Annotated in this window: 23 protein-coding genes; 11 read left to right on the top strand and 12 right to left on the bottom strand. The window is 67.4% G+C overall.

Going from position 1 to position 26,812, the window contains the following annotated elements:
- Positions 1–47 precede the first annotated feature (47 nt).
- The 4 genes from ACEN98_RS10425 to ACEN98_RS10410 all read right to left on the bottom strand — a co-directional run bounded on the left by ACEN98_RS10425 (position 48) and on the right by ACEN98_RS10410 (position 4,765).
- Entirely contained in the window at positions 48–1,559 is a 1,512-nt protein-coding gene (locus ACEN98_RS10425) for a hypothetical protein (protein ID WP_413384073.1), read from the bottom strand.
- A gap of 8 nt (positions 1,560–1,567) precedes the next feature.
- A complete protein-coding gene (locus tag ACEN98_RS10420) occupies positions 1,568–2,176 on the bottom strand; it encodes a toll/interleukin-1 receptor domain-containing protein (RefSeq protein WP_413384071.1) in 609 nt (202 codons plus the stop codon).
- A gap of 319 nt (positions 2,177–2,495) precedes the next feature.
- Positions 2,496–4,538 (bottom strand): ATP-dependent DNA helicase, encoded by a 2,043-nt coding sequence (locus ACEN98_RS10415; protein ID WP_413384069.1) that lies wholly within the window; start codon positions 4,536–4,538, stop codon positions 2,496–2,498.
- Positions 4,539–4,564: 26 nt separating this feature from the next.
- Positions 4,565–4,765, bottom strand: coding sequence for a YdcH family protein (locus tag ACEN98_RS10410; protein WP_413384065.1), 201 nt, complete (start codon positions 4,763–4,765; stop codon positions 4,565–4,567).
- Between the two features lie 179 nt (positions 4,766–4,944).
- Here ACEN98_RS10410 and ACEN98_RS10405 point away from each other — a divergent pair, with 179 nt between their 5' ends.
- Positions 4,945–5,703: a PP2C family protein-serine/threonine phosphatase gene (locus tag ACEN98_RS10405; RefSeq protein ID WP_413384063.1), complete on the top strand. Its 759-nt coding sequence runs from the start codon at positions 4,945–4,947 to the stop codon at positions 5,701–5,703.
- A gap of 151 nt (positions 5,704–5,854) precedes the next feature.
- On the opposite strand, the gene ACEN98_RS10400 is transcribed toward ACEN98_RS10405, so the two are convergent.
- The 6 genes from ACEN98_RS10400 to ACEN98_RS10375 all read right to left on the bottom strand — a co-directional run bounded on the left by ACEN98_RS10400 (position 5,855) and on the right by ACEN98_RS10375 (position 13,986).
- Positions 5,855–6,514, bottom strand: a complete 660-nt coding sequence (locus ACEN98_RS10400; RefSeq protein WP_413384061.1) for a hypothetical protein — start codon at positions 6,512–6,514, stop codon at positions 5,855–5,857.
- 17 nt (positions 6,515–6,531) lie between these two features.
- Positions 6,532–7,629 carry a cell division protein ZapE gene (zapE, locus tag ACEN98_RS10395; protein ID WP_413384059.1) on the bottom strand — a complete coding sequence of 366 codons (1,098 nt, stop codon included), beginning with the start codon at positions 7,627–7,629 and terminating at the stop codon, positions 6,532–6,534.
- Between the two features lie 120 nt (positions 7,630–7,749).
- A complete protein-coding gene (lpdA, locus tag ACEN98_RS10390) occupies positions 7,750–9,183 on the bottom strand; it encodes a dihydrolipoyl dehydrogenase (RefSeq protein WP_413344283.1) in 1,434 nt (477 codons plus the stop codon).
- Between the two features lie 168 nt (positions 9,184–9,351).
- Positions 9,352–9,693 (bottom strand): PspC domain-containing protein, encoded by a 342-nt coding sequence (locus ACEN98_RS10385; RefSeq protein ID WP_413385974.1) that lies wholly within the window; start codon positions 9,691–9,693, stop codon positions 9,352–9,354.
- A 60-nt stretch (positions 9,694–9,753) separates the two neighbouring features.
- A complete protein-coding gene (odhB, locus tag ACEN98_RS10380; RefSeq protein WP_413384057.1) occupies positions 9,754–11,013 on the bottom strand; it encodes a 2-oxoglutarate dehydrogenase complex dihydrolipoyllysine-residue succinyltransferase in 1,260 nt (419 codons plus the stop codon).
- A gap of 117 nt (positions 11,014–11,130) precedes the next feature.
- Positions 11,131–13,986, bottom strand: coding sequence for a 2-oxoglutarate dehydrogenase E1 component (locus ACEN98_RS10375; RefSeq protein ID WP_413384055.1), 2,856 nt, complete (start codon positions 13,984–13,986; stop codon positions 11,131–11,133).
- Positions 13,987–14,285: 299 nt separating this feature from the next.
- Here ACEN98_RS10375 and ACEN98_RS10370 point away from each other — a divergent pair, with 299 nt between their 5' ends.
- From ACEN98_RS10370 to ACEN98_RS10350, 5 genes are read left to right on the top strand one after another with little or no spacing between them, the layout of a single operon-like run.
- Positions 14,286–14,945 (top strand): PepSY-associated TM helix domain-containing protein, encoded by a 660-nt coding sequence (locus ACEN98_RS10370; RefSeq protein WP_413384053.1) that lies wholly within the window; start codon positions 14,286–14,288, stop codon positions 14,943–14,945.
- Between the two features lie 20 nt (positions 14,946–14,965).
- The gene (locus ACEN98_RS10365) at positions 14,966–15,478 is read left to right on the top strand and encodes a DUF2271 domain-containing protein (RefSeq protein ID WP_413384051.1); all 513 of its coding nucleotides are present in this window, start codon (positions 14,966–14,968) and stop codon (positions 15,476–15,478) included.
- Between the two features lie 10 nt (positions 15,479–15,488).
- Complete coding sequence (locus ACEN98_RS10360; protein WP_413384049.1) at positions 15,489–16,301, top strand: DUF4198 domain-containing protein; 813 nt, start codon at positions 15,489–15,491, stop codon at positions 16,299–16,301.
- A complete protein-coding gene (locus ACEN98_RS10355; RefSeq protein ID WP_413384047.1) occupies positions 16,298–17,305 on the top strand; it encodes an FAD:protein FMN transferase in 1,008 nt (335 codons plus the stop codon). Before ACEN98_RS10360 ends, ACEN98_RS10355 begins: the two co-directional genes overlap by 4 nt.
- Positions 17,302–18,639 carry a sulfite reductase subunit alpha gene (locus ACEN98_RS10350; RefSeq protein WP_413384045.1) on the top strand — a complete coding sequence of 446 codons (1,338 nt, stop codon included), beginning with the start codon at positions 17,302–17,304 and terminating at the stop codon, positions 18,637–18,639. The genes ACEN98_RS10355 and ACEN98_RS10350 overlap by 4 nt, the downstream gene beginning before the upstream one ends.
- A 75-nt stretch (positions 18,640–18,714) precedes the next feature.
- On the opposite strand, the gene ACEN98_RS10345 is transcribed toward ACEN98_RS10350, so the two are convergent.
- On the bottom strand, positions 18,715–20,142 hold the full coding sequence (locus tag ACEN98_RS10345) for a carboxylesterase/lipase family protein (protein ID WP_413384043.1): 1,428 nt from the start codon (positions 20,140–20,142) through the stop codon (positions 18,715–18,717).
- A gap of 270 nt (positions 20,143–20,412) precedes the next feature.
- Here ACEN98_RS10345 and ACEN98_RS10340 point away from each other — a divergent pair, with 270 nt between their 5' ends.
- Positions 20,413–20,556, top strand: a complete 144-nt coding sequence (locus ACEN98_RS10340; RefSeq protein WP_413384041.1) for a hypothetical protein — start codon at positions 20,413–20,415, stop codon at positions 20,554–20,556.
- A gap of 196 nt (positions 20,557–20,752) precedes the next feature.
- Positions 20,753–22,165 (top strand): OmpP1/FadL family transporter, encoded by a 1,413-nt coding sequence (locus ACEN98_RS10335; protein ID WP_413384039.1) that lies wholly within the window; start codon positions 20,753–20,755, stop codon positions 22,163–22,165.
- A 231-nt stretch (positions 22,166–22,396) separates the two neighbouring features.
- Here ACEN98_RS10335 and ACEN98_RS10330 read toward each other — a convergent pair whose 3' ends face one another.
- On the bottom strand, positions 22,397–23,824 hold the full coding sequence (locus ACEN98_RS10330) for a methyl-accepting chemotaxis protein (protein WP_413384037.1): 1,428 nt from the start codon (positions 23,822–23,824) through the stop codon (positions 22,397–22,399).
- Positions 23,825–24,066: 242 nt separating this feature from the next.
- Between ACEN98_RS10330 and ACEN98_RS10325 the strand changes: the two genes are divergently transcribed.
- The 3 genes from ACEN98_RS10325 (at position 24,067) to ACEN98_RS10315 (ending at position 26,777) form a co-directional block, all read left to right on the top strand.
- The gene (locus ACEN98_RS10325; protein ID WP_413384035.1) at positions 24,067–25,572 is read left to right on the top strand and encodes an ATP-binding protein; all 1,506 of its coding nucleotides are present in this window, start codon (positions 24,067–24,069) and stop codon (positions 25,570–25,572) included.
- Entirely contained in the window at positions 25,569–26,246 is a 678-nt protein-coding gene (locus tag ACEN98_RS10320; protein ID WP_413384033.1) for a response regulator, read from the top strand. The genes ACEN98_RS10325 and ACEN98_RS10320 overlap by 4 nt, the downstream gene beginning before the upstream one ends.
- An 87-nt stretch (positions 26,247–26,333) precedes the next feature.
- Positions 26,334–26,777 carry a hypothetical protein gene (locus ACEN98_RS10315; RefSeq protein ID WP_413384031.1) on the top strand — a complete coding sequence of 148 codons (444 nt, stop codon included), beginning with the start codon at positions 26,334–26,336 and terminating at the stop codon, positions 26,775–26,777.
- Positions 26,778–26,812 lie beyond the last annotated feature (35 nt).

Raw genomic sequence — 26,812 nt, 5'->3', positions numbered from 1 at the left:
CACATTTATTGCCCCCCGGACGCGCCGCCGCGCGCCCCGCCGCGACGTCAGCCCGCCACCAGCGGACGCCCTTCCGCCGCCTGGATCAGGGCGCCTTCGAGGGACGAGACCTCGTCCAGCGTGAAGGCCAGCAGCGCGTCCTTGTCGCCTTCCTGCAGGTAGACCTGCTTGATCATCGCGGCGCCGCGCCGTCGTAGCGGATGCGCCACACTCGGCCGCAGGATCGTCGAGCGCAGGCTGTCCGCCAGTGCCCGCGCCTCGCGGGGACTGCGGCTGTCGATCAGTTCCTGCAGGCGCGACAGCTTGTCGTCCAGCGCATCCGGCGACGGTTCGCCGGCGCGGCGCGGTGTGCCGTGGCCACGCTTGCCCTCCTCCATGGCGTGCAGGCCCTGCTCCAGCGCGATCACGTGCTGCTCGATGCGGCGTGCGGCCTCCAGTTCGCTTTGTTGCCCTAAATACAATTGGGCCAGCCGGGCCAGTTCGCGCACGAGGCTCGGGGCCTGCGGATCGGCGGCCCGTTCGCGCAGCGATTCGACGGCCTGCACGAGCCGCACCTCGGGCAACGGGCGCCACGGGAAATGGCCGGGCTCGAGCCATTCGAGCAGCGCTTCGACGGCGCGCTGCGGCCCCAGCCGGTCGTGCTCGCCCGCCTGGGCCCGGCCGCCGGCCGGTGCCATGCCGCTGACGGCCGCCTGGGGCAGCTGCACCTCGTCGAGGTAGCTGTCGAGCACGACGCGGGACAGGCCATAGCACTCGGCCAGCATCCGTTCGAGCCGGGCCTGGTAGCCGGACGGACTCCGTGGCGCGTCGCCGAAGCGCCAGCGCAACCGCCCTTCGCCGGTGCCGTCGACCGGACAGGGCAGCGGATAGACGAGCAGCGGCCGCTGTTCGTCCTCGTGGCTGCAGCGGTAATCGAGCGCGCGCGCGACGACGCCCTGCAGGCCGTCCAGGCTGCGCGCGTCGGGTGTAAACACGCCGACTATCTTGTCCGGCAACAGCGCGGTGCAGACGCTGGCCGCCGCCGAGCGGCCGCTGCGGCAATCGATCAGCACGTGGGCGAAGCGCCGTGCCACCTGCGCCGCGAACGTGCGGAACAGCGCGGGGCACGCGCAGAACAGCGCGTCCCAGTCGAGCCGGTCGACGCGCTCGCCATAGCTGTCGTCGAAGCGGCCGGCGCGCATCAGGTACAGCGGCCGGCTGTCGTCGACGCGGACGATGTAGTCGTCCCAGTCCAGCGTGTCGAGCACGCGCGCGGCCAGCGCCTCGGCGTCGTCGTTCGACGTATTGCCGTGCAGTTGCTCGCGGCAACTCTCGAACAGTTCGAGCAGGCCGCTGGCATGCTGCCCATCGTCCGCGCGGGAAAAATAGTGATGCAGGCCAGGGGCTTCCAGATCCCAGTCGATCATCAGCACCGGTGTCTTCGCATGCGCGCGCCCGGCAAGCAGCCAGGCGGCATGGGCCAGCGCAAGGCTGCGCACGGGGGCGCTGTCGTAGGAGTAGAACGTCGTCACCTCGCCGGCCTGACCGGCCGGTACTGCGGTGATGCGGTTGGTTTCCATAAGGCTCCTCATTTTTTTGGGAAGGTTGGATCCGGTAACTCACGCCATGCGGGTGGGACAGCGGGAAGCACGAATTGGTTGCAGTCATGCGCCGGCGGCATGGTTTTTTTCTGGTATTGGTAATGCGTGACGATGCGCCGGACCATCTTGTCGATGTCCGGCAGGAAATCGGGGTTCGACTTCAGGTCGGCCGTGGCCATCGTGAAGCGCGAGAAGTCGACGTAGAACGTGGATTCGCTGATCTGCGGCGGCAGGCCGACGGGATGCTGCGTCATGATCACGGGAATGATCAGCTGGCTGGGCAGCGTGTACCACGTGCTGCGCTCGGCTTCGATCAGGCGCATCGCGGCGTACTCGCGCCGGGTGTAGGGATGGGCTTCGTATTTGGGCGTGTAGATCAGCACCATGCACGCGCTTTCGCACAGCGCGCGGGCGATCTTGCGGTCGAGGTCGTCACCGCCGCCGAGTTGTTCGGTGTCGATGAACAGTTCGTCTTCGTTGTCGAAATACGGTTCGAGGTAACAGCGCAGTGCATCGGCCAGCGTGGCCTTGAAGCGCTGCATCAGTTCGTGCCGCCCATGGGCATAGCTGAAAAAGCAGCCATAACGTATCGCCATTGCTCCCCCTTGAAGTCTGCCACCGGCCGGGCCTGTGTGACTCTAAACAAGTCACCCATCCTGCATGTTGTGGGAACACAAGCGACAGCGGAGCCGCTGCGCGGCGTAGCGCGAGGCGAGCCCAAAGGTAGCGTAAAACGAAGCAGAGGGGTCAGAGCCCGGTGTTGCTTTTAAAAGGGCTCTGACCCCGGTTCCCACGCAGCGGCCAACGAAGCCGGGGGTCAGGGCCCGAATTTGCTTTTTTAGGGCCCTGACCCCGAATCTCCGACTCAGCGGCAGATTCGAAGTCGAAGGCGGGCTCGGGGAGCCCACCCTACGGCTAAGCTTTGGGAGCGCGGAAAAACTCGATCACCTCCGCCTGCACCCGCGTGCGCCGAAACGGCGGCAAGCTCTGCCAGATCCGCCGCCCGTACGGCTTGCTGATCACGCGCGGATCGCACAGCATCAGCACGCCCCGATCCTCGACGTCGCGGATCAGGCGGCCGGCGCCCTGCTTCAGGTTGATGATGGCTTCCGGCAAGGTGTGGTGAACGAAGCCGTTCATGCCCTTCTTTTCCATCACTTCGATGCGCGCGGCCAGCACCGGGTCGTCGGGCGGCGCGAACGGCAGCTTGTCGATGATGACGAGCGACAGCGCCTCGCCGCGCACGTCGACGCCTTCCCAGAAACTCTGGCTGCCGACCAGCACGGCATTGCCCGCGTTGCGGAACGAGTCCAGCAATTCCGTGCGGCCCCGTTCGCCCTGCACGAACAGCGGGAAGTCGAGGCCGCGCGCGGCGAATTCCTCGCGCAGGCGCTCGGCCACGCGGTTGACGGCGCGGATCGTCGTGCACAGGAAGAAGCAGCGGCCGCCCGCCGCTTCGATCACGGGCAGCGCCATGTCGACGACCGCGTCCGTGTAGCCGAACGTGTTCGGTTCCGGCAGGCCGGTCGGCACGTACAGGATGCCCTGCTCCTGGTAGTTGAACGGGCTCGGCCAACTCTGCGCGGGTTCGCCCGTCATGCCGAGCTGGGCAGTGAAATGCTTGAAGTCGTTCTTCACCGCGAGCGTGGCCGACGTGAAGATCCAGCTGCGCGGCGTGCCGGCGCGCTGGCCGGCGAAGATCGGCGCGATCGACAGCGGCGTCTTGTGCAATTGCAGCGACGAGGAAAACGCCTCGACCCACAGCACGGCATCGTCGCCCGCATGGTGCGCCCCGTCGACTTCCTTACCCTTCTTCGGCTCGGATTTCCACGCCTTGTACTGTTCCAGCAGCTCGACGGCGCGCACGCGGCACTGCTCGATCGTCTCGGCGCGCTCGGCCTGGGCTTCCAGCACGTCGATCAGCCCTTCCAGCTCTTCCTTCAGCTTTTCCAGCGCCGGGAAGAATTCCGAGCTGGGCGGGATCTGCGGCAGAGACAAGCGCGTGCCGCCTTCCGGGAACGTCAGGCGCAGGTCGCGCGCGGCCTTCTCGACGACGGTCACGACCTTCGCCCAGTCCACGCCGCCGCGCGCGTGCGCGAGGCCTTCGGCCAACACGTCGCGGCACAGTTCCAGCACCTGGCCCGTCGACACGGTCGTGCCGAAGAACAGCGTGGCCACTTCCGGCAACTGGTGCGCCTCGTCGAAGATGATCGTGTTGGCGGACGGCAGCAGTTCGGCCATGCCGCCTTCCTTCAGCGCCACGTCGGCGAAGAACAGGTGGTGGTTGACGACGACGACGTCGGCCTGCTGCGCTTCGCGGCGCGCCTTCATCACGAAACAGTCCTGGTAGTACTGGCACTCCTGGCCCACGCAGTTTTCGCGCGTGGACGTCACGAGGTTCCACACGGACGCCGTTTCCGGGACCTTCGTCAACTCGGCCTTGTCGCCCGACTGGCTCATCTTGATGAAACGCGAGATCTCGCGCAGGTGGCCGACATCGTCGCGCGACGTCAGGCGGCCGTTCGACAGCGTGCGTTCCAGGTGGTAGTGGCAAAGGTAGTTCGAACGGCCCTTCAGCAGCGCCACCGAGACGGGCGCGCGCAATGCCGCGCGCACGGTCGGGATGTCGCGCGAAAACAGCTGGTCCTGCAGGTTCTTGGTGCCCGTCGAGATGATCGTCTTGCCGCCCCACAGCAGCGCGGGAACGAGGTAGGCGAACGTCTTGCCCGTGCCCGTGCCGGCCTCGGCGATCAGCGTGCCCTGCTCGCTGATCGCGTGCGCGATCGCCTTCGCCATCTCGGTCTGCGACTGGCGCGGCTTGAACGTGCCGACCGCGGGCGCGAGCGGGCCACCGGCGCCGAAGATGCGGTCGACTTCGGCGTCGTACTTGCCGGCAGGTTCGGAAGGCGCGGGCGCGGCGTCGAGGTCGGACTCGGACAAGGGGAGGCGATCGGTCAAAATGAGACTGCTTAAAAAACGTGGGCTTATGCCGGAACGTCCGGCACCAACTGCATTTTCAGCAGTGTGATGTGGTCCTTCAACTGCAGCTTGCGTTTCTTCAGACGTCGCAACTGCAACTGGTCGGCGTGACCGTCGCGGGTCAGCATGTCGATGACAGCGTCGAGGTCGCGATGTTCCACGTCGAGTTCAACGATACGGCGGTGGATCTCCTGGACGTCGATCATGTTAGGCATTTCCGAACAGTTAAGCGTAAAGGGGTGGGAAGACGCATGCCCGCTGGCTCGGGGCGGCGCGCTATTCATTGTTACGGCTTGCAACTCCAGTGCAAACCGGTGCATAGTTTAAACTACACCGCCGTTGCCGCCAACAAAGTCCGGCATGGCGGTATCGGAAAGCCACGTTTATGACCTCATACAAGTTAGAAGCGGGAACCGCGCAGCATATCGGTAACCGCCCCCAGCAGAACGACCGGGTCGCGCTCATGACGGGCGCCCGCGCGCCCGGTTACGTCCTGGCCGTGCTGTCCGACGGCATTGCCGGCGCGGCCGGCGCGGAACAGGTCCTGCACACCGCCAAACACGTGTTCGACGAATTCAAGCCGGGCGACCGCCCGCCCGTCGAGCGCCTGCAGCAATTGTTGCGCGACATCGTGCAGGAAACCCATCTAGTCATCAACATGAATGCCGTCGCGACACAGGCCCATGTGCACGCCAGCTTCGTCGGCCTGGTCCTGACGCCGCACGGCGAGGCGGTCTGGGCCCACGTGGGCGATTCGCGCCTGTATTACTTTCATGACGGCAAGTGCCTGGCGCGCACGAGCGACGCGGCCTATGTCGAGCACCTCGTGTCGAGCGACCGCCTGCCGCCGGACGCCGCGAAGAACCACCGCAAGTCCAAGCTGTTGCTGAATGTGATGGGCAATAGCCGCAAGGAGCCGTTCATCACGTTCGGCCAGCGCCTCGATCTCGCGGCGAACGATGTTTTCCTGCTGTGCTCGGACGGCCTGTGGCATTTCTTCACGGATGCCGAACTGGGTGCCGTGACCGCGAAGTCGAGCCCCCGTCAAGCGTCCGAGATGCTGATCAACAAGGCCGGCGAGCGCTCGCAGGGCAAGGGCGGGAACTGCAGCATGGCCATCGTGAAGCTCGTCAAGGCGGCGTAGGGTGGGCGGCCCTCCGCCCACGCGTAACGCCAACATGATGCGAACGTCGCCGACATGGTGCGAACGTGGCCAACATGATGCGAGCGTCGCCGACATGATGCGAACGCCGCCAACATGATGCGAGCGTCACGCGTGGGCACGGGGTGCCCCCCTACTTCGCGGCCTTCGCGGCCTTCGCAGCCTTCTCCGCCTTGCGCTGCGCAACCTTGCGCTGCCGTTCTTCCGACTGCGCTTTGCGTTCCTCGTAGTCGCGCACGTTCTGCGCGCGCTTGCCGGCGTTCGCCGCTTCCTGCTGCTTCTGCGCGCGCAGGCGGGCGTCGCGCTCGGCCATGCGCTCGGGCGCGACCGCCTTGCGCGGCGCCGGCGCCGGCGTCGGCTCCGCTGCGGGCTTCGGCGGTTCGGCCGCCATGCGCGCCTCCTGCTCCTTGAAGCGGCGTTCCGCTTCGGCCAGGTTGCGGTCGCGCTCCTCGACGACCGCCTGGCGCTTGAAGTGTTCGGCCTGCACCTCGATCGCGCGCTGGGCGGCGAGTGCGCTGCGGCGGCGTTCCTTCGCCTCGTCGAGGCAGTTATTCACGAAAAACTTGTCGTAGCAGACGCGTTCCCGTTCCGCGAAGCGGGCCTCGATCGCGGCGCGCTCGCGCGCGACGGCGGCCAGTTGCTGGTCGGCCTGTGCGACGGACGTCACGGGCGGCGGCGGCACCTCGCGCGGCACCACGTCCTGGCTGGCGCACGCACCCAGCAGCGCGGCGGACAGCGCCACGGCGAGCGTGCGCATGCGGCTACGGGTGTCTGTGACGAAGTCTGCTTTCATTCGGTTCCTTTGATCGTTCAGGCCAGCGAGTCGGCCGCGCCGCGGCGCTCGGCGAGCATGTATTCACGCGACTGCATCTCAATGATACGCGACACCGTGCGATGGAACTCGTTCGACATCGCACCCTCGGTGTACAGCAGCTCCGGCTCGACCTCGGCCGACATGATCAGCTTGACCTTGTGATCGTAGAACACGTCGATCAGCCACGTGAAGCGGCGCGCCTCCGACGACATCGCGGCCGACATGCGCGGCACGCCCGACAGGATCACGGTGTGGAACTGGCTGGAGAGTTCCAGGTAGTCGTTCTGCGAACGCGGGCCGCCGCACAAGGTGGCGAAATCGAACCAGATCACGCCGCCGGCACGCCGCAGCGCACGCAGCTCGCGCTGTTCGATGTGCACGCGCGGATCCTCGTCGGCCGTGTCGGCGACTTTCGCATACGCCTCGCGCAAGGCGTGGTCGGAGGCCGCGCCCAGCGGCGTGTAATAGGCCTGCACCTGTTCCAGCGCGCGGTGGCGGTAATCGATGCCGGCGTCGACGTTCATGACGTCCAGCTTGTCCTTGATCAGCGCGATCGTGGGCAGCATGCGGTCGCGGTGCAGGCCGTCCGGGTACAGCTTGTCCGGATCGTAGTTCGACGTCATCACGAACGACACGCCGTTGGCGAACAGCGCGGACAGCAGGTTGTACATGATCATCGCGTCGGCCACGTCGTTCACGTGGAATTCGTCGAAGCAGATCAGGCGGTATTTCTTCGAGATGCGCCTGGCGACCTCGATCAGCGGGTCTTCCACGCCTTTCAGCTCGTCGAGCTGGCGGTGCACGGCGCGCATGAATTCGTGGAAGTGCAGGCGCGTCTTGCGCACGACCGGCACGACCGAGTAGAAGCTGTCCATGAGGAAGGACTTGCCGCGCCCGACGCCGCCCCACATGTAGACGCCCTGCGGGACGTCGGGACGGTTGATCAGGCGCTTGAACGCGGACGAGCGCTGCGACTTGTACGCGACCCAGTCGTCGTACGCCTCCTGCAGGCGGTCGACGGCGCGCTGCTGCGCGGGATCGGACTTGAATCCGCGCTCGGTCAGCGCGTGCTGGTAGTACTCTTGGACGTTCATGGATTCGTCTATAAAAACGTAGGGTGGGCACCCCGTGCCCACGCGTACGCCGGCATGACGCAAGCGTTCGCGTGGGCACGGGGGTGCCCACCCAACGAGGCGCATGGCCCCGGATGTTACTTAGAAGTTCAGCGAACGCTTGTCGACGGCGAGCGCGGCTTCCTTGGTCGCTTCGGACAGCGACGGGTGGGCGTGGCAGATGCGGGCGATGTCTTCCGACGACGCGCGGAATTCCATCGCGACGACGGCTTCCGAGATCAGCTCCGACGCGACCGGGCCCACGATGTGGACGCCCAGGATTTCGTCGGTCGTCGCGTCGGCCAGGAATTTCACCATGCCCGACGTGTCGCCCAGCGCGCGTGCACGGCCGTTGGCCATGAACGGGAACGTGCCGGCCTTGTACGCGACGCCTTCCTTCTTGAGCTGCTGCTCGGTCTTGCCGACCCACGCGATTTCCGGCGAGGTGTAGATGACCCACGGGATCGTGTTGAAGTTGACGTGGCCGTGCTGGCCGGCGATACGCTCGGCAACGGCAACACCCTCTTCTTCCGCCTTGTGCGCCAGCATCGGGCCGCGCACGACGTCGCCCACGGCCCAGATGCCCGGGACGTTGGTGCGGCATTCGTCGTCGACGGCCACGAAGCCACGCTCGTCCAGCTGCACGCCGACGGTCTCGATGCCGAGGCCGTTGGTGTTCGGCACGCGGCCGATCGAGATGATCAGGCGGTCGAACGTTTCGCTCTTCGCGGCGCCCGCTGCATCGGCGTAGTCCACGGTGACGCTGTTGTCGCCCTTGGTCACGCTGTTGATCTTCACGCCCAGCTGGATGTCCAGGCCCTGCTTGGTGAACAGCTTGTGCGCCTCCTTGGCGATCTGCTCGTCGACCGCGCCCAGGAACGTCGGCAGGCCTTCCAGCACGGTGACCTTGGCACCCAGGCGGCGCCACACGGAACCCATCTCCAGGCCGATCACGCCGGCGCCGATGACGCCCAGCCGGGCCGGGACGGCGTCGACGGTCAGCGCGCCGGTGTTCGACAGGATGACTTTCTCGTCGAACGCTGCGCCCGGCAGTTCGCGGGCGTTCGAACCGGTCGCGATGATCACGTTCTTCGCGGTGATCGAATCGGTGGTCGGGCCCGACACGTTGATGGTGTAGCCTTCGCCTGCCTTGCCGGCGAACGTGCCGCGGCCGTGGAAGAAGGTGACCTTGTTCTTCTTGAACAGGTAGACGATGCCGTCGTTGTTGGCCTTGACGACGCCTTCCTTACGCTTGAGCATCTGGCCCAGGTTCAGCGAGAGACCGGCGACGTCGATGCCGTGCTCGGCGAACGCGTGGCCGGCGTGCTCGAAGTGTTCCGACGATTGCAGCAGTGCCTTCGACGGGATGCAGCCGACGTTGGTGCAGGTGCCGCCCAGTGCCGGGCCGCCCTTGGCGTTCTGCCATTCGTCGATGCAGGCGGTCTTGAAGCCCAGCTGCGCTGCGCGGATCGCGGCCACGTAGCCGCCAGGACCGCCGCCGATCACGACGACGTCGAATTGTTTTTCAGTGCTCATCTAATCGCTTTCCTTTTTTTCCAACCAACGTCGCCCCCGCGAAGGCGGGGGCCCAAGTGCAAACGGAACGGAGACGTCCCGTGCGCGATGCTGCAAGCTCAAATTGGGTTCCCGCCTGCGCGGGAACGACGTTGATATGGGTTTCGTATTCGTTCTTCGCCCGAAGACTCACTCTTCCGGCACGAAAATCCACAACAACAGGTAAATCACGATCCCGAACCCGAACGTGATGGTGAACAGCGCGAACACGAGCCGCCATACCCACGCATCCACGCCCGACACGTTCGCCAGGCCGCCGCAGACACCGCCCAGCCAGCGGTCGGTGCGCGAGCGGCGCAAGGTGTTCAGCTCGGACGCGAACGAACCGTCGGCACTCGCGCTCTTGTTCAGGTTCACGGTCGACGAGGCGCCGGACAATACCTTCGCCTTCGCCTGTTCGAATTCGGCGTCGGTCAATGCGCCGGCCTGGTGCAGTTCGTGCAAACGCTTGATTTCATCGGAGATCATGATCATTCCCTTCCATCAGACACACGCACGGGCGCACCAGGCGGGCGCGCCCCCGTTCGTGAATTACAGGTCGAGCAGCAGGCGGGCCGGATCTTCCAGCGCGTCCTTCATCGCGACCAGGCCCAGGACGGCTTCGCGGCCGTCGATGATGCGGTGGTCGTACGACATCGCCAGGTAGTTCATCGGGCGGATGACGATCTGACCATTCTCGACGACGGCGCGGTCCTTGGTCGCGTGCACGCCCAGGATCGCCGACTGCGGCGGGTTGATGATCGGGGTCGACAGCATCGAACCGAAGGTGCCGCCGTTCGAGATCGAGAACGTACCGCCGGTCAGGTCTTCCAGCGTCAGCTTGCCGTCCTTGGCTTTCTGGCCGAATTCGCCGATCTTCTTCTCGATCTCGGCGATCGACATCTGGTCGGCGTTGCGCAGGATCGGGACGACCAGGCCGCGCGGCGAACCGACGGCGATACCGATGTCGAAGTAGCCGTGGTAGATGATGTCGTTACCGTCGACCGACGCGTTCAGGATCGGGTACTTCTTCAGCGCGGCGACGGCGGCCTTGACGAAGAAGGACATGAAGCCCAGCTTGACGCCGTGCTCTTTCTCGAACTTGTCCTTGTACTTGGCGCGCATTTCCATGACCGGTGCCATGTTGACTTCGTTGAACGTCGTCAGGATGGCGTTGGTCGACTGCGACTGCAGCAGGCGCTCGGCGATACGGGCGCGCAGGCGGCTCATCGGCACGCGCTCTTCCGGACGGTCGCCCAGGTTCGCGACCGGGGTTGCGACTTGCGGCAGGGCTGCCTTCGGTGCTTGCTGCTGCAGCGGTGCCGGTGCGGCGACGGCCGGTTTGTTGGCGACGGCGGCCAGGGCATCGCCCTTGGTCACGCGGCCGTCACGGCCGGTGCCGGTGGCGTCGGCGGCGGTCAGGTTGTTGTCGGCCAGGATCTTGGCGGCGGCCGGCATGGCGACGTCGCCTTTCGAGCCGGTGGCGGCAGCGGCGGCAGCCGGTGCGGCAGCGGCTTCGGCAGCGGCAGCCGGCGCAGTGGTCACCTGCAGCGGGCTCACGCCGGCCGAGGCTTCGGTGTCGATGATGGCGATGACTTCACCCGAGACGACGGTACCGCCGTCGTTCTTGATGATTTGCACGATCACGCCGGCAGCCGGTGCCGGCAGTTCCAGGACCACCTTGTCGGTCTCGATGTCGATCAGGTTCTCGTCGCGCGAAACGGCTTCGCCGACTTTCTTGTGCCACGACAGCAGGGTCGCTTCGGCGACCGATTCCGACAATTGGGGGACCTTGACTTCGATTTGTGCCATTTAGAAAACTCCGTTTTTGTATTCTGTGCAAAAAACCCCGCGCGGAGAGCGCGGGGTCGATGTGCGCTGCTTGTTTGGTCAGGAGCCGCACGCGCGAGCGTGCGGCGCCCCCCGTTCTCACTTGGTGAGGACGAACCCCTTCAACTTCGAGAACGCGGTGTCCAGCAGTTCCTTCTGCTGCGCCACGTGCTTGTCGGTGTAGCCGACAGCCGGCGACGCGGAAGCCGGACGGCCGGCGTATGCCAGGCGCTGGCCTGCTTCCATGCTTTCGAACACGTTGTGCTGGATCTGGAACCACGGGCCCTGGTTCTGCGGCTCGTCCTGCGTCCACACCACTTCGGTGGCGTTCGGGAACTTCTTCAGTTCGGCCTGGAACGCCTTGTGCGGGAACGGGTACAGCTGCTCGACGCGGAGGATGGCCGTGTCCGTCGTGCCGCGGGTCTTGCGTGCGTTGACCAGGTCGTAGTACACCTTGCCCGAGCAGACGATCACGCGCTTGACCTTGTTGGCGTCGATCTTGTCGTCCAGTTCGCCGATGACGGTCTGGAAGCCGCCCTTGGCCAGGTCGGTCAGCGGCGAGCCGGCGTCCTTGTTACGCAGCAGCGACTTCGGCGTGAAGATGACGAGCGGCTTGCGGAACTGACGCACCATCTGGCGGCGCAGCAGGTGGAAGATCTGCGCGGCCGTGGTCGGCTGCACGACCTGCATGTTGTGGTCGGCGGACAGCTGCAGGAAGCGCTCGATACGGGCCGACGAGTGCTCCGGACCCTGGCCTTCGTAGCCGTGCGGCAGCATCATGACGAGACCCGACGCGCGGCCCCACTTGACTTCGCCCGACGCGATGAACTGGTCGATCACGACCTGCGCACCGTTCACGAAGTCGCCGAACTGGCCTTCCCAGATCGTCAACGTGTTCGGCTCGGCGGTCGAATAGCCGTATTCGAAGCCCAGCACCGCTTCTTCCGACAGCACGGAGTCGATGACGGTGAAGTTGGCCTGGTTGTCCGACACGTTCGCCAGCGGCAGGTAGATGCCCTGGTCCCAGCGCTCGCGGTTCTGGTCGTGCAGCACGGCGTGACGGTGCACGAACGTGCCGCGGCCGGCGTCCTGGCCCGACAGGCGGACGGCGTAGCCCGAGGCCAGCAGCGACGCGTAGGCCAGGTGTTCGCCCATGCCCCAGTCGAGGTTCAGCTCGCCCTGGCCCATCTTGGCGCGGTCGGCCAGCACTTTCTCGACGAGCGAGTGCAGCTTGAAGTTTTCCGGCACGGTCGTGATGCGCTGGGCCAGGCGTTTCAGCTCGGTCAGCGGCACGGCGGTGTCGGCGGCGTCCGTCCACTTCTTGTTCAGGAACGGCGCCCAGTCGACGGCGTACTTGTTCTTGAAGTCGGTCAGGACCGGGTCGACGGTGTGCTTGCCGGCGTCCATCGCGGCGCGGTACGCGGCCACGAGCTGGTCACCGGCCTCTAGAGCGATGGTGCCCTGCGCAGCAAGCTTGTCCGCGTACAGCTTGCGGGTGCCCGGGTGCTTGGCGATCTTCTTGTACATCAGCGGCTGGGTGAGAGCCGGCGTGTCCTGCTCGTTGTGGCCCAGCTTGCGGTAGCAGATCACGTCGACGACGATGTCTTTATGGAACTCGGTGCGGTAGTCCATCGCCAGCTGCGAGGCCAGCACGACGGCTTCCGGATCGTCCGCGTTCACGTGCAGCACCGGCGCCTCGATCATCTTGACGACGTCGGTGCAGTACAGCGTCGAGCGCGCGTCGCGCGGGTCGGACGTGGTGAAGCCGATCTGGTTGTTGATGACGATGTGGACCGTGCCGCCCGTGCCGTAGCCGCGGGTCTGCGCCAGGTTCAGCGTTTCCATCACGACGCCCTGGCCCGCGAACGCGGCGTCGCCGTGCACGAGGATCGGCAGGACTTCCTTGCCGAGGCGGTCGCCGCGACGCTCCATGCGTGCCTTGACGGAACCTTCCACGACCGGGTTGACGATTTCCAGGTGCGACGGGTTGAACGCCAGCGACAGGTGGACCGGGCCGCCCGGGGTCGAGATGTCGCTCGAGAAGCCCTGGTGGTATTTGACGTCGCCGGCCGGCAGGTCGTCGGCGTGCTTGCCTTCGAATTCCTCGAACAGGTCGGACGGGGCCTTGCCCAGCGTGTTGACCAGCACGTTCAGGCGGCCGCGGTGGGCCATGCCGATGACGATTTCCTGCACGCCGTGCTCGCCGGCGCGGCGGATCACTTCGTCCATCGAGGCGATGAACGATTCGCCGCCTTCCAGCGAGAAGCGCTTGGCGCCGACGTACTTGGTGTGGAGGTAGCGCTCCAGGCCTTCGGCCGCGGTCAGGCGCTCGAGGATGTGTTTTTTCTTTTCAGCGGTGAAGGTCGGGGTCGAACGGATCGACTCGAGCTTCTCCTGCAGCCAGCGCTTCTCGGTCGGATCGCTGACGTACATGAATTCTGCGCCGATGGAACGGCAGTAGGTGTCGCGCAACATGTTCAGCAGGTCGCGCAGCGATGCGTCTTCCTGGCCGAAGTAGGTGTTGCTGATGTTGAACTTGGTGTCCAGGTCGGCTTCGGTGAAGCCGTAGAAGGCCGGATCCAGTTCCGGGATCGGCGGACGTTCCTGGCGCTGCAGCGGGTCCAGGTTGGCCCAGCGCGAGCCGAGGTAGCGGTAAGCGGCGATCAACTGGGTCACGGCGACGCGCTTGCGGCCGAGTTCGGCGTCCGGCGACGCGGTCACGGTGCGGATCGGGCCCTGCTTGGCGCGTTCGGCGAACGAAGCGATCACGGACGAGTGATCCACGTCCGGCTTGGCGGAACCGTCGACGGCGGGCATGTGCTGCATCGCGTCGAAATAGGCGCGCCAGTTGTCCGGCACGGAGCCCGGATTGTTCAGGTACGCTTCGTACAACTCTTCCACGTACGGCGCATTACCGCCGAACAGGTACGAGTTGGCGTTATATTGTTGCATCATTCTTGCTCACCTTTCTTCGCGTTTCGCGATTTTAGGGCGGGTTAATCTAACCTTCCGCGACACGGCCTGACCGGTTAGCGGATCGCACTTACTTCATATCAAGTTGTGGGGGAAGGACTCTAAAGGCAAATCAATGCAACCGACCTGCCCATTGGCGCACGACATTGTAACGCAAGGATTCGGCCGCCGCTGACCCTGCAACGACATTTTATTCATTCCGATATTACTTTTTTTCACCTTGTCAACTAAATCATGAACCAGCGGTTGACCATCTAAATGATAATCGTTATCATTTGCGCATGCTCCCGACCGGCTCCACATCCCCCACCTCCACCGCGCTGCCCGCCGCGCGGCGTGCCACATTCCTGCGCCAGTTGCATCAATGGCACTGGATCAGTTCCGCCCTGTGCCTGATGGCCATGCTGCTGTTCGCCATCACGGGTTTTACCCTGAACCACGCGTCCCAGATCGAAGCGAAGCCGGCCGTCACGCGCCAGAAGGCCGCCCTGCCCCCGGCGCTGCGCACCCAGGTCGAGGAATTCGCCGCCGGCCATGCCGACGCCAACGTCCCCCTGCCCGCCTCGCTGGCGGACTGGGCCGAGCAGACGTTCCCCGTGCAGGTGCGAGGCGTGCGCGCCGAATGGAGCGAGGAAGACGCCTACATCGCCCTGCCCCGCCCCGGCGGCGACGCCTGGCTGCGCATCGGCGCGGACGGCAATGCCGAATACGAATCGACCGACCGCGGCTGGATCTCCTGGCTGAACGACATGCACAAGGGCCGCAACGCCGGTCCCGTGTGGGGCTGGTTCATCGACATCTTCGCCATCGCCTGCGTCGTGTTCTGCGTCACCGGTTTCCTGATCCTGAAATACCACGCGGCCAACCGGCCGTCGACGTGGCCCGTGATCGGCCTCGGCATCGTGCTGCCGATCGTGCTGGCCCTGCTGTTCGTTCATTAATCCATCCATCGAAAGCCGACATGAAACTGTCCCACTCGCTCGCCCTGACCCTGCCGCTCGCCTCGAGCTGGGCGATGGCCGCCGACCTCACCGTCAAGTTCGAACTGCCGCAGCTGAACGTGGCGGAGTACCACAAGCCCTACGTCGCGATCTGGATCGAGCGCGCGGACCAGAGCGTCGCCAACACGCTGGCGGTGCTGTACGACGTCAAGAAGCGCGACAACGCGGGCACCAAGTGGGTCAAGGACCTGCGCACGTGGTGGCGCAAGGCCGGCCGCGACGTCACGCTGCCGATGGACGGCGTGAGCGGCGCGACGCGCACGGCGGGCGTGCAGACATTGACCATCCCGGCCGCCCGCGCCGGCCTGGACAAGCTGCCGGCCGGCGACTACAAGCTCGTCGTCGAAGCGGCGCGCGAAGCGGGCGGCCGCGAACTCGTGCGGGTGCCGTTCCACTGGGAGCCGAAATCGAACGTGGCCGCCGTCTTCGCCGGCAAGGAAGAACTGGGCGTCGTGTCGCTCAGCATCAGGTAAGGAGACCAGCATGCACATCAAGCAGATCGCCATCGCCCTCGCCCTGGCCGGCATCGCCTGCGTCGCGCAGGCGCACCGTCCGTGGATGATCCCGAACACGAGCCTCATCGAATCCGACCGCGGCGAAGCGTGGGCGACCATCGACGCCGCCATCTCGGAAGGCCTGTTCGAAAACGACTTCGTGCCGCAGAAGCTGGACGGCCTCACGGTCACCGACCCGGACGGCAACACGGCCCCGGCGCCGGCCGCGACGCTCGGCAAGCACCGCTCCACCGTCGACATCCGGTTGCCGAAGGACGGCACCTACCGCGTCACCCTGGCCGCGGTCAACGTGATGGGCTCCTATACACTGAACGGCGAAACGAAGCGCTTCCGCGCCACCGCGCAGACGGTCAAGGACGAAGTCCCGGCCGGCGCCACGGACGTGCGCAGCATGACGATGGTGCAGCGCCAGGACACGTTCGTCACGCTGAACAAGCCGACGGCGGCCGCGCTGAAGCCGACGGGTTCGGGCCTGGAACTGGTCGCGCTGACGAATCCGACCGAACTGCGCGCCGGCGAGAAAGCGAAGTTCCGCTTCCAGCTGGACGGCAAGCCGCTCGCGAATTTCCCGTTCAGCCTGATCCCGGGCGGCGTGAAATACCGCGGCACGCTGAACGAAGTGCGCCTCACCACGGACGCGAACGGCGACGCCAGTTTTACCCTGCCCGCGCCGAACATGTACTGGCTGAGCGCCGCGTATCCGGCCAACGCGCCGCGCGGCCTGGACGGCCCGGCGAAGCGCTACAGCTACTCGGCCACCTTCGAGATCCTGCCGGAGTGACCTTGACCGAACGCGCCGTCCTCATTCCGCTCGACCTCGCCCCGGCCGTGCCGCCGCCGGGCAGCCGGATCCACACGTTCGAAGGCGCGAGCATGGGGACGACGTGGACGGTCAGCGTCGCCGCCGGCCGCATCGATGATCCGCGCCCGGCGCTGCAGGCCGAACTGGATGCGATCGTCGCCCAGATGAGCCATTGGGAGCCCGACTCGCTGCTGTCGCGCTACAACCGCGCGCCGGCCGGCACGTGGGTCGACCTGCCCGCGCAATTCTTCGACGTGATCGACTACGCGCTGTGGGCGCACATGGCCAGCGGCGGCGCATACGATCCGGCTGCGGGCGCCCTCGTCGACCTGTGGGGCTTCGGCGCCGCGCGGCGCTACGATCACACGGGGTTCTATGCGCCGGTCGACGCCGCCATCGGGCACACGCTGGATCAACGCGCCGCGGCGCGCCTGTCGTTCGACCGCGACGGGCGCCGGCTGCTGCAGCCGGGCGGTCTCCGGCTCGACCTGTCCTCCATCGCGAAGGGTTACGCCGTCGACCGCCTCGCGCAATGCCTCGAGCGGCGGGGGCTCCACCACTACCTCGTCGAGGTGGGCGGCGAATTGCGCGGGGCGGGCGTGAAGCCGGACGGGCATCCGTGGTGGGTGGAGATCGAAGGCGTTCCCGATAGCGCCACGCCGCATGCCGTCGTCGCGCTGCACGGCTTGTCCATCGCGACGTCCGGCGACTACCGCCAGTATTTCGAACACGGCGCGCGCCGCGTGTCGCACACGCTGGACCCGCGCACGGGCCGGCCCGTCGCCAACGACGTCGCTTCCGTGACCGTGCTGGCGCCCACGTGCATGGAAGCCGACGCGCTGTCGACCGTCCTCGCCGTGCTCGGTCCGGACGACGGCGTCGCGTTCGCCGAGGCGCGCGCGCTGGCGGCTCGGGTCCTCGTGCGGCGCGCTGGCACGCTGGACGAAATCGTGACCCCGGCGTGGAAGGCGCTGCTGCAATGACGGCGGAACCGCTGCGCCTCGCCGGCGCGCTGGCCCTGTCCCTGGGCTGGCTCGGGCTGTCGTACCGCATGTGGCGCATCCACCGCAACCGTACCACCATGGACGTCAAGGGCGCAGACTGGCTCGTCGTCCACGCCAGCCAGACGGGCAGCGCGGAAGTGCTCGCGAAACGCAGCGCGGAACTGCTGGCGACGGGCGGCCTGGCCGCGCGCGCCATCTGCATCTCCGCGCTCGACCGCGACCGCCTCGCCTCCGCCACGCGCGTGCTGTTCATCGCCAGCACGTACGGCGAAGGCGACGCGCCCGACACGGCCGCGCCGTTCGCGGGCCGGTTGATGGCGGCCGGTCTCGACCTGTCCCACCTGCACTACGCCGTGCTCGCGCTGGGCGACAGGAATTACGCGAATTTCTGCGGCTTCGGCCGCGCGCTGGACGCCTGGCTCGCGCAACAGGGCGCGACGCGCCTGTTCGACCGCATCGACGTGGACCGCGGCGATGCCAAAGCGCTGGCGGAATGGCAGCACCACGTGGGCCGCCTGGCCGGCACGGACGACGCCCCGGACTGGGACGCGCCCGCGTACGGCAACTGGCGCATCGTCGCGCGCACGCTGGAAAATCCCGGCAGCGCGGGCGCACCGTTGTACCGCGTCGCGCTCGAACCCGTCGGCGGCGCGCTGCCGGCGTGGGAAGCGGGCGACCTCGCCCAGGTCAGCCCGCCAGCGGATCCCGGGCACCCGCGCGAATACTCGATCGCATCGCTGCCGATGGAGGGCCGGCTCGAACTGCTCGTGCGCCTGCAGCGGCGGGAAGATGGAAGTGTCGGCGCGGCGTCCGGGTGGCTGTGCGGCCAGGCCGCCGAGGCCGACCTTGTGCGCCTGCGCCTGCGCGCGCACGAGCGCTTCCGCCTCGGCGCGAACATGGGACGGCCCCTGATCGCCATCGGCAACGGCAGCGGCCTGGCCGGCCTGCGCGGCCTGCTCAAGGCGCGCATCGCCGCGGGCCGGATGGATAACTGGCTGCTGTTCGGCGAGCGCAACCAGATCCACGATTTCCTGCTGCGCGACGAACTGCAGGCATGGCGGGAGGACGGCGAACTGGCGTACCTGGACCTCGCGTTCTCGCGCGACCAGGCCGAGCGCCGCTACGTGCAGGACGTGCTGCGCGACCGCGCCGACCGGCTGCGCGAGTGGGTCGAGCGCGGCGCCGCGATCTATGTCTGCGGCAGCCTGCAAGGCATGGCCGGCGGCGTGCACGAGGCGCTGCAAGGCATCCTCGGCGCGCAAGCGCTCGACGGGCTGACAAACGAAGGCCGCTACCGCCGCGACGTGTATTAGTAGGGTGGGTGGCCCTCCGCCCACGCGTAACGCCAACACACCGCGGGCGTCACGCGTGGGCTCGGGGAGCCCACCTTACCTACCCGCCGCCACGGTCGTGGCGTCGATTTCCGAACCCCACGGATCGCGCAGCGCGACCGGCTTGCCGTCCGCGCCAAAATCCATGATCACGTCCTTGTCGCCCGCATAGCGCGGCCACGCGGGCAGCTTGCGGCCGTTCGGGTCGCCCTTCTTCGCGAAGTTCACGAGGTAGGCGCTCATCGCGCGGCCCATCGCCACGTCCTTCTTCGTGACGGCGTCGCCGTACTTGACGTCGACCGTGTCGAAGAAATACGGGATGTCGCTCGCGTGCTGCGCGCCCGTCTTGCCGATGCTGTCGGCCACGTACGAGAAGCGGTATGCGTACACGGGCACACCCTGCGCGGCGAGGCGGCCCGCGAGGCTGCGCGCGCCCGCGACCATGAAGCCAGTCTTGCCGCCGATGTCGGCACTCGTCGCGCCGATCATCACGGGGACTTTCGCAAAGCGGCCGGACGCGAACGCGGCGCCCGACTCGACGGCCACCTTGCCGTCCGCGAACGGCCCCGCATACGTGGCCGGATTCTGCGGCGCGCGGTTGGCCAGGTTCATGCCGTCGACGACTTGCTCGGCCGGCAGCGCGCGCAGTTTATCCAGCGCCTGCGGATCGTCCGCCGCGATGCCCTTGGCCGTCGCGAAATTCACGCCGATCTGTTCGACGGCAGCCAGCCCCGGATCGGCCGACTTGCCGTCGCCGCCGGACAGCACGACCGCCTTCGCGAACAGGCCCTGCGTTCGCGGTGACGTCAGCAACGCGTTGACGGACATGCCGCCGGCCGATTCGCCGATGATCGTCACGTTGGACGCATCGCCGCCGAACGCCGCCACGTTGCGCTTGACCCACTGCAGCGCGGCCAGCTGGTCCATGTATCCGTAATTCCCGAGCGGTTCGTCCTTTGCATGCTGCGTCAACTGGGGATGGGCGAAGAAGCCGAAACGGCCGAGGCGATAGTTGAAGCTGACCAGCACGACGCCCTGCTTCGCCAGCGCGGCACCGGAATACGTCGGCGGCGACGACCCGCCGTTGACGAAGCCCCCGCCATAGATCCACACGATCACCGGCAGCTTCGCGGACGCTTTCGCCTTCGCGGGACGCCACACGTTCACGTACAGGCAATCCTCGGCCGGCGGCGTGCCGAGCGGCGCGGCGTCGCTGGGGAATGGCAGCTGCATGCAGTCATGGCCGTATTCCGTCGCCGCGCGCACGCCGGACCAGGCGGCCGCGGGCTGCGGCGCGCGCCAGCGCAGCTCGCCGACCGGCGGCGCCGCAAACGGGATGCCCTTCCAGCTGGCCACGCCCTTGTCGACGGCGCCCTGGACCTTGCCGGTGTCCGTCGTCACGACGGGACCGCTGGCGGCGTGCACGGCGGAGGCGATGGTAGTTAGCGCTAACACGAGCAGGGATGGCAGGGTCGGGCGTGGCATGGTGTCTCCTTGTTGTGGGTATGGAATGCATCCCGATGCTAATGACCATATGGCAACCCGTCAATGGAAACCTCGCCTTGGGCCGTAAGTACGGCGCAACAAATAATCGAATTCGTCAAAATTCTCTGGTATTCCCATGCGAAAAATCATTAAACCGCCAACATGCGCCTCGCAGAAGTGCCCATCGACGCCGTGGAAGTCGGCATTGCGGCGGGCGCCGTCGTGCAGGCCTTGCCGTAGCCGGCCGCGCATGACAGGCGCACGTATGTCGTGCTCGATGCGGGCACGCTGCGCCTGGGCATGCCGGCCGGCGGCGGGCAGTTGTACCGTCTCGGTGCCGGCGCGTTCATCACGACGGGCGAGGGGCGCGAACAGGCCAGCTACCGCATCGTCGACCTGACAACGTATTGCTGACACAAGTATTGGCACGGCCGGCGTGTTCGATGCCGTCGTCGACCTGCGCCTGCTGCGGTCCCGACCTGTGTCCGCTACGCGACCGAAGCGAGCGAAAATAGAACGATCGTACGAAATGGTGTATGCTTCGGCTCCCGCCGACCCCGGCCTTTCCGGCCCGGGGGCGGGCTAAGAATCGATACTTGGAGTGAGACCGATGAACCAGAAACACCTGACCCTGCTCGTCGCCCTGGCCCTGGGCGCGTCGCTCGACGCGACCGCTTCCGGCTACCGCTTCGGCTCCCAGAGCGTGTCCGCCCAGGGCACGGCGGAAGCCAACGGCGCCGAAGCCGCCGACGCATCCACCCTCTTCGCCAACCCGGCCGGCCTGTCGCGCCTGGGAGGCCGCCAGATCGTCGGCGGCATCACCGCCGTCGTTCCGCACTCGACGTTCCAGGATGCCGGCTCGACCCGCTTCACCAGGACGTCCACGGGCGGCGTGAAGGCGCAGGACGACTACGCACCAAGCGTCGTGGCCGCCCCGACGCTGTACTACAGCCAGAAGATCGACAACCAGTGGACGGCCGGTGTCGGCGTGTTCGTCCCGTACGGCACCAAGCTGGATTACGACGACAACTGGTCGGGCCGCTACTCGCTCACCAACATCAAGCTGGAATCGATCAACATCAACCCGTCGGTGGCGTTCAGGCTCTCCGAGCAGCACAGCTTCGGCTTCGGCATCGACATCGAACACATGAAGGCGAGCCTGCGCCAGGGCGTGGACGTGCCGGGCTCGATCGCCGCCGCGCAGGCCGCCGGCGGCGGCGCCGCGCTGGTGCGCCAGATCGCTGCGCTGGGCGGCAACCCGGCGCTGCTTCCGACGGCCGGCGACGCGCACGCGGGCGTGGACGGCAAGGACTGGGGCTATGGCTTCAACGTGGGCTATCTGTACGCGCCGACGCCGGATACCCGTTTCGGCATCGCCTACCGCTCGTCGATCAAGCATGAACTGAAAGGCGGCGCGCTGTGGGACTTCTCGACGGTGACGGGCGACGCCGTCGTCAACAAGGTGCTGCAGGGCGCCTCGCACCACGCGAATTCCGCGGCGCGCGTGGACGTCAGCACGCCGGAGACGCTGTCGCTGAACGCCTTCCACCAGTTCGATGCGAAATGGGCCGGCATGGCCGACGTGACGTGGACGCGCAACTCGCGCATGCAGGACATCGACATCCAGTTCGTCGGCACCAACGAAGGCGACCTCGTGATCCGCCAGCAGTGGAAGAACACCGTGCGCGTGGCGCTGGGCGCGAACTATGCGCTGAACGACGCCGTGACCCTGCGCGGCGGCATCGCCCATGACGACGCCCCGGTCCGCGGCGACCTGCTCCGCCACGCGGCGCTGCCGGACGCCGACCGCCTGCAGCTGTCGTTCGGCGCGAACTGGAAGCTGACCCCGGCCTCGTCGCTGGACCTGGCGTACAGCTGGCTGCACTTCAACGACGCGAGCGGCAACTACACGAACAACTGCAATCCGGTGATGACGGGCTGCACCGGCAACGGCGAGACGACCCGCGGCACGTGGAAGACCCGCATGCAGTTGATCGGGCTGGCGTACAACTACAAGTTCTGACCACCCGTCATTCCCACGCACGCGGGAATCCATGCTGAGTGACTTCGGTGCTTCATTATGGGTTCCCGCCTGCGCGGGAACGACGGGATTCCAGAGTTTCGACGAATCGAACCCGACCCGCGCCGCACCCCACACCCCAAACGTCATCCCCGCGCAGGCGGGGATCCAAGTTCTGCATGTGCAGCGATAGCGCGTGCAAATTGGGTTCCCGCCTGCGCGGGAACGACGTGTTTAGAGTTTCGACGAATCGAACCCGACCCGCACCGCCCCCCAATGCCGGCCACCGATCTCGAGCGGCATGGACAGGTCGTTGATCACCTCCCCCGTATCGCGCAGATAGGTCTGGAACAGGAACGGCTTGCGGTTCGCGGCCAGCTTCGCGCCCACCGGGTCGTCGAAGATGCGTTTATTGCGGCAGTAGACGAGATCGTGGTCGCGCCGGCCGGTCGGGGTCTGCGAGAACTTGCCGTTGTGCGTGGGCGCATAACCCTTGTTGTCGACCGCCAGCGCATACGTGCACCCCGGCAGGTCGGACAGGACGCGGTCGTACAGCGCCTGCAGATCGCGCTCGACGGCGCGGTCGTAGCCCGTCGTGAAGCGCGGCGGATCCGAACCTTCGATCGGCCGGTAGGTCTGGTCGAAGATGTCCACGCCGCGCGCCAGGTGGCCCGCGAGGCAGCGGCCGACGGCGTCGCGCAGCTGCGTCGTCGCTTCCACGAGGCCGTCGAACGCCGTGCCGCCCGTGCGGAACTCGGCCAGCACGCCCTGCATTTCCTCAGTCGTCGCGCGCACTTCGTCGACGCGGCGCGACGCGTCGGCCATCGATTTACCCGTCTCCGACGCATTCGTCGCCATGTCCGTGACCTGGCGGCCGATCGACTGGCTGATGCTGTCCAGCGACTGCATCGCGACGGCCATCTCGTTGACGGTGCCCGTCATGCGCTCGAAATCGGCGACGAAGGTCTTGAAGTGGCCGGCGGCCAGGCCGACCTCGCGGGCCGACACGTTCACGCCGTCCAGGATCTCCTGGGTGGCGCCGGTGGTCGACTCGACGAGCGTGCGCATCTCGCTGTTGACGCCCGCGATCTTGGCCGTCTCTTCGTTGACCAGCTGCGACAGGCGCCGCACCTCGGCCGCGACGACGGCGAAACCGCGGCCGGCTTCGCCCGCGCGCGCCGCTTCGATCGCGGCGTTGATCGCCAGGAGGTTGGTCTGGTTGGCGATGCGCTGGATGATGCCGCCGAACTCGCTGATCGAGCGGGCATGGTGGTCCAGCTGCCCGACGGTGCGCGCGAAACCATCCACTTTTTCCTCGATCGCGCGCATGCGCGCTTCCAGGTGCGACAACTCGTCCATCGACGCGCGCGCCACGGCCAGGTTACGGCCCGCCGTCCCCGCGATGTCGTCCGTACCGGCCTTCACGCTGGCCGACAGCGCCGTCACCTCGCGCGCCGACGCCGCCAGCTCGCGCGACGCGGTGTACTGCTGGCGCGCCTTGTCGAGCGACTGGTCGACCTCCTTGCGCAGGCGCGCCGCGTTGATCGCCGTGCGGATGCTGCCGTCGCGCGCATTCAGCACGAGGCTGCGCACGCGGGCCGTCATGCCGGACCGTCCGGTTGGCGCGAACGCCGACGCGGACGGTATGAGCGTCGTTTTCAACCAATTCAACATAACTTGTCTCCCGGGTACTCGGCTCTATTGATTCACCGGCCGATCTTTTATTAGAGGAAAATATAGCTGCATTCTGGACACATGTCATCATTCGCGAAAAATCAATATGCTGTCCAGCCAAATCGGGTAGACGCGCGCTATCACGCCGTATTTACCACACTTAATTATCCTAAAATGCCTCTTCGCCAATTCCTTCCCATTCCGCCTTGAAATTCTCGATCGGTCATCGCTTGTTTGCCTCGGTCCTGCTGGCGATCCTCGCCGTGGCCGCCTGCGCCGTATTCCTGCTGCGCCAGAACGTGGTGGCCAGCTTCGGCGACTACGCCGCCGGCATCGAACTGGACCGCCTGGAAGAGCTGTCGACCACGCTCGCGCGCCGTTACCGCGCCGGCAACGGCTGGGGTTTCATTCCCGCCACCGACCGCCAGGACTGGATCGCGCAGGAGCTCGCGCGCCTGCAGCGGCTGCGCGAAGATGGATTACCTTCCGTCGCGCCGGTCGCGCCGCTCGCTCCGGTCGCGCCCGTTCCGCCCGCGCCGCCCGCGCCGCCGGCCCCGCCGCTGCCGCCGCTGCCCGGCCCGCGCGTGCATGACGTCCCCGTCGTGCCCGGCCTGCCCGAGGTTCCAAACCCGGGCCCGCTGCCGCTGGCGCGCCGCGTCTCGCTGCTCGATGCGCAGGGCGCGTGGCTCGCCGGCCGCCGTCCGGGCCCCGATGCCGCCACGGTCCGGCGCGCGGTGGAGGTGAACGGCCGCACGGTCGGCTACCTGGCCGTGGTCCGCGACGCCCGTCCCGGCGACGCGCTGAGCTATGCCTTCCTGCAGCAACTGACCAGCAGCCTGTGGCAGATCGTCGCGCTCGCGGTGGCCCTCAGCGCCATCGCCGCCATGCTGCTGGCGCGCCACTTCCGCAGCCCGATCCGGCAACTGGCGGCGGGCAGCCGGGCACTGTCCGAGGGCCACTTCGACCTGCGCCTCCCCGCGCGGCGCAGCGACGAACTGGGCGACCTCGCGCGCCACTTCAACGCCCTCGCGGCCCGGCTGGCCGGCGCGGAGCAGGCGCGCCGCCAATGGGTCGCGGACACGTCGCACGAACTGCGCACGCCGCTGGCCGTGCTGCGCGCCCAGCTGGAAGCGCTGCAGGACGGCGTGCGCAGCGCCACGCCGGACACTCTCGACGCGATGCTGCGCCAGGTGCTCGCCCTGAATAAACTGATCGACGAGCTGTACGCGCTGGCGCGCGCCGACGTCGGCGCGCTCGAGTGCAAGCCGGTCGCGCTCGACCTGTGGACGCTCGCGTGCGCCGAGGCGCGCGGCTTCGAGGAGCGCTTCGCGCAGGCCGGCCTCGCGCTCGATCTCGCCCCCGGCCCGGCCGCCGCGCAAGTGATGGCGGACCCCGACCGCATGCGCCAGGTGCTCGCCAACCTGTTCGAGAACAGCCTGCGCTACACGGCGGCCGGCGGGCGCGTCCACCTGCATGCGCATGCGGACGGCCGCGGCATCCGGCTGCACCTGGACGACAGCGCGCCCGGCGTCCCGGACGACGCGCTGGCGCACCTCGGCGACCGTTTCTATCGGGTGGACGCGTCGCGCAGCCGCGCCCACGGCGGCGCCGGCCTCGGGCTCGCGCTGTGCCGGCGCCTCGTGGAAGCCCAGGGCGGCACGCTCGCCTTCGCGCACGCGCCGTCCGGCGGCCTGCGCGCCACGATCGCGCTGCCGCGCGCGGGAGCCCCGGCATGAGCGGGCGCATCGTCATCGTCGAAGACGAGCCGGAACTGGCCGCGCTGGTGGCCGACTATGCGCGCGCGGCCGGCTACACGGCCGACGTGTGCGGCGACGGCGCGGCCGCGCTGGAGGCGTTGCGGCGCGATCCGCCGGCGCTGGTCGTGCTGGACCTGATGCTGCCGGGGCTCGACGGGCTGTCCCTGTGCCGTGCGCTGCGGGCCGACGCGAACTCGCTGCTGGCCGACCTGCCCGTCGTGATGGTGACGGCGCGCGTGGAAGAAATCGACCGCCTGCTGGGCCTCGACGCGGGCGCCGACGATTACCTGTGCAAGCCGTTCAGCCCGCGCGAACTCGTCGCCCGCATCAAGGCGATCCTGCGCCGCGCGGGGCGTCCCGTGCCGGTCGTCGCCGTCGACACGCTCGCCCGCCGCATCGCCGTCCACGGCAAGCCGCTCGACCTGACGCCGACCGAATACGGCATCCTGGCCGCGCTGGTGCGCCGCCCCGGCCAGGTCTTTTCGCGCGCCCAGCTGCTCGACCTCGCGCGCGAGGGCAACGCGAGCCTCGACGTGACGGACCGCGCCATCGACACCCACGTCAAGAACCTCAGGCGCAAGCTCGACGCCGCGCTGCCGGGCGTGGACGCCATCCGTTCGATCTACGGGCTCGGCTACCGCTTCGATCTTTGACAGGCGATCTTCATTTTTCTCCACAATCGGCGTGCACGATACCGCCATGGCCCGCCGCGTCGTGCGGGCCACGACAAGGAGAAGACCATGAAACCCACCATCCTCGGCATCCTGCTGGGCGCCGTCATGCTGCCCGCGCTGGCGCAGACCACGGACGAGCACGTCCACGTGAGCATCCACTGCAAGACGGCCACCGGCAAGTGCAAGGGCCCGCCCGTGCCCCCTGCCCCGCCAGCGCCTCCCGCGCCGCCGGCCCCGTCCGCACCGCCCGTCCCGGGCGTGGGCGAAACCGGCGTCCCGCCGGCCCTGCCGCCCATCCCGGCCGTGCCCGGCGTGCCGGCCGTCCCCGCACCGCCGCCGCCACCGAAGCTGCCGCCGGTCCCGGCCGAGGCGCACGCGGCCTGCGCCGGCAAACCGGCCGGCAGCGCCCTCGCGTGGGACCTGGGCGGGGGCGAAGTGATGAAAGGCGTCTGCGCGAAGCGCAACGGCAAGCCGGTGTTCGTGCTGCGCAGCTATGAGCTGAACGGGTAGGCCTACTCGACGCGCGGGGCGCGTTTGCGGTATGC

It is taken from the genome of Massilia sp. CT11-137, from assembly GCF_047302885.1.
GTDB classification, from domain to species: domain Bacteria; phylum Pseudomonadota; class Gammaproteobacteria; order Burkholderiales; family Burkholderiaceae_D; genus Telluria; species Telluria orientalis.
Note: the sequence above shows the minus strand (reverse complement) of the source record. Positions and strands in the feature narration are given on the sequence as shown.

What these genes read in the sequence shown, in the direction of transcription:
- zapE (WP_413384059.1), bottom strand. Translation starts at nt 7,629, where the DNA reads ATGAACGTCCAAGAGTACTACCAGCACGCGCTGACCGAGCGCGGATTC.
- ACEN98_RS10360 (WP_413384049.1), top strand. Translation starts at nt 15,489, where the DNA reads ATGCACATCAAGCAGATCGCCATCGCCCTCGCCCTGGCCGGCATCGCC.
- ACEN98_RS10400 (WP_413384061.1), bottom strand. Translation starts at nt 6,514, where the DNA reads ATGAAAGCAGACTTCGTCACAGACACCCGTAGCCGCATGCGCACGCTC.
- ACEN98_RS10375 (WP_413384055.1), bottom strand. Translation starts at nt 13,986, where the DNA reads ATGATGCAACAATATAACGCCAACTCGTACCTGTTCGGCGGTAATGCG.
- ACEN98_RS10370 (WP_413384053.1), top strand. Translation starts at nt 14,286, where the DNA reads ATGCTCCCGACCGGCTCCACATCCCCCACCTCCACCGCGCTGCCCGCC.
- odhB (WP_413384057.1), bottom strand. Translation starts at nt 11,013, where the DNA reads ATGGCACAAATCGAAGTCAAGGTCCCCCAATTGTCGGAATCGGTCGCC.
- ACEN98_RS10350 (WP_413384045.1), top strand. Translation starts at nt 17,302, where the DNA reads ATGACGGCGGAACCGCTGCGCCTCGCCGGCGCGCTGGCCCTGTCCCTG.
- ACEN98_RS10345 (WP_413384043.1), bottom strand. Translation starts at nt 20,142, where the DNA reads ATGCCACGCCCGACCCTGCCATCCCTGCTCGTGTTAGCGCTAACTACC.
- lpdA (WP_413344283.1), bottom strand. Translation starts at nt 9,183, where the DNA reads ATGAGCACTGAAAAACAATTCGACGTCGTCGTGATCGGCGGCGGTCCT.
- ACEN98_RS10320 (WP_413384033.1), top strand. Translation starts at nt 25,569, where the DNA reads ATGAGCGGGCGCATCGTCATCGTCGAAGACGAGCCGGAACTGGCCGCG.
- ACEN98_RS10365 (WP_413384051.1), top strand. Translation starts at nt 14,966, where the DNA reads ATGAAACTGTCCCACTCGCTCGCCCTGACCCTGCCGCTCGCCTCGAGC.
- ACEN98_RS10315 (WP_413384031.1), top strand. Translation starts at nt 26,334, where the DNA reads ATGAAACCCACCATCCTCGGCATCCTGCTGGGCGCCGTCATGCTGCCC.
- ACEN98_RS10335 (WP_413384039.1), top strand. Translation starts at nt 20,753, where the DNA reads ATGAACCAGAAACACCTGACCCTGCTCGTCGCCCTGGCCCTGGGCGCG.
- ACEN98_RS10410 (WP_413384065.1), bottom strand. Translation starts at nt 4,765, where the DNA reads ATGATCGACGTCCAGGAGATCCACCGCCGTATCGTTGAACTCGACGTG.
- ACEN98_RS10420 (WP_413384071.1), bottom strand. Translation starts at nt 2,176, where the DNA reads ATGGCGATACGTTATGGCTGCTTTTTCAGCTATGCCCATGGGCGGCAC.
- ACEN98_RS10425 (WP_413384073.1), bottom strand. Translation starts at nt 1,559, where the DNA reads ATGGAAACCAACCGCATCACCGCAGTACCGGCCGGTCAGGCCGGCGAG.
- ACEN98_RS10405 (WP_413384063.1), top strand. Translation starts at nt 4,945, where the DNA reads ATGACCTCATACAAGTTAGAAGCGGGAACCGCGCAGCATATCGGTAAC.